Raw genomic sequence first — 582 nt, 5'->3', positions numbered from 1 at the left:
TCGACTAATACCAAGATCTTCCCAAGGCTTGAGTGTTCTTTCTGAATTGGCTACAGGCTTACGCTTAGATGCTTTACCGCCTTTAGCTCCTTTCTTAGCTTGGCTCTGACGGAACTTCTCAGGCGTGAACTCTCGATACGTCCAGTTAGCGATTAACTTCGCTATTGCTTTCACTTCTGACACAGGCAAAGGGCCATTGAACTGGCTATTCGTGCTTTCTACTTTGTCGTATACGGCTGCATTCCACTTTCTTTTGTAGTTAGGCGCCCAGTATTCCCGAATCGCTCTATATGCCCACTGACGAGTGTTATCGAACAACTCACAGTTACGGCCAAGACCAGACGTTTCGCTACCACGTAACGGGTGGCCTTTCAGATCGAGGTATTCCGCCAGTTCATCGAGTGTGTACTCGTACTCTGTCCAAAACTCATTTTGCCAATGTGGGTGCAGTGGATTTTTCGTCAGTAGTCCTGCGAATCCACGATCCGCTTTCAGACGCTCAATCATCGCGGATTCAATCGCAGCTGCGTAGCGAATAGGTTCACTATGCGCGATATCAGACGTACAGAATGGAACTTTCAA

The 582-nt window shown here is 47.8% G+C and carries 1 protein-coding gene; it reads right to left on the bottom strand.

Translation table 11 applies throughout. From position 1 onward, the window contains the following. Positions 1–582: replication initiation protein (locus R7Q09_RS27155; protein WP_318144081.1), on the bottom strand; the 582-nt coding region annotated here is incomplete at both ends.

Source organism: Vibrio sp. 2130-1 (genome assembly GCF_033339515.1).
This window is presented reverse-complemented; position numbering and strand designations above follow the sequence as displayed.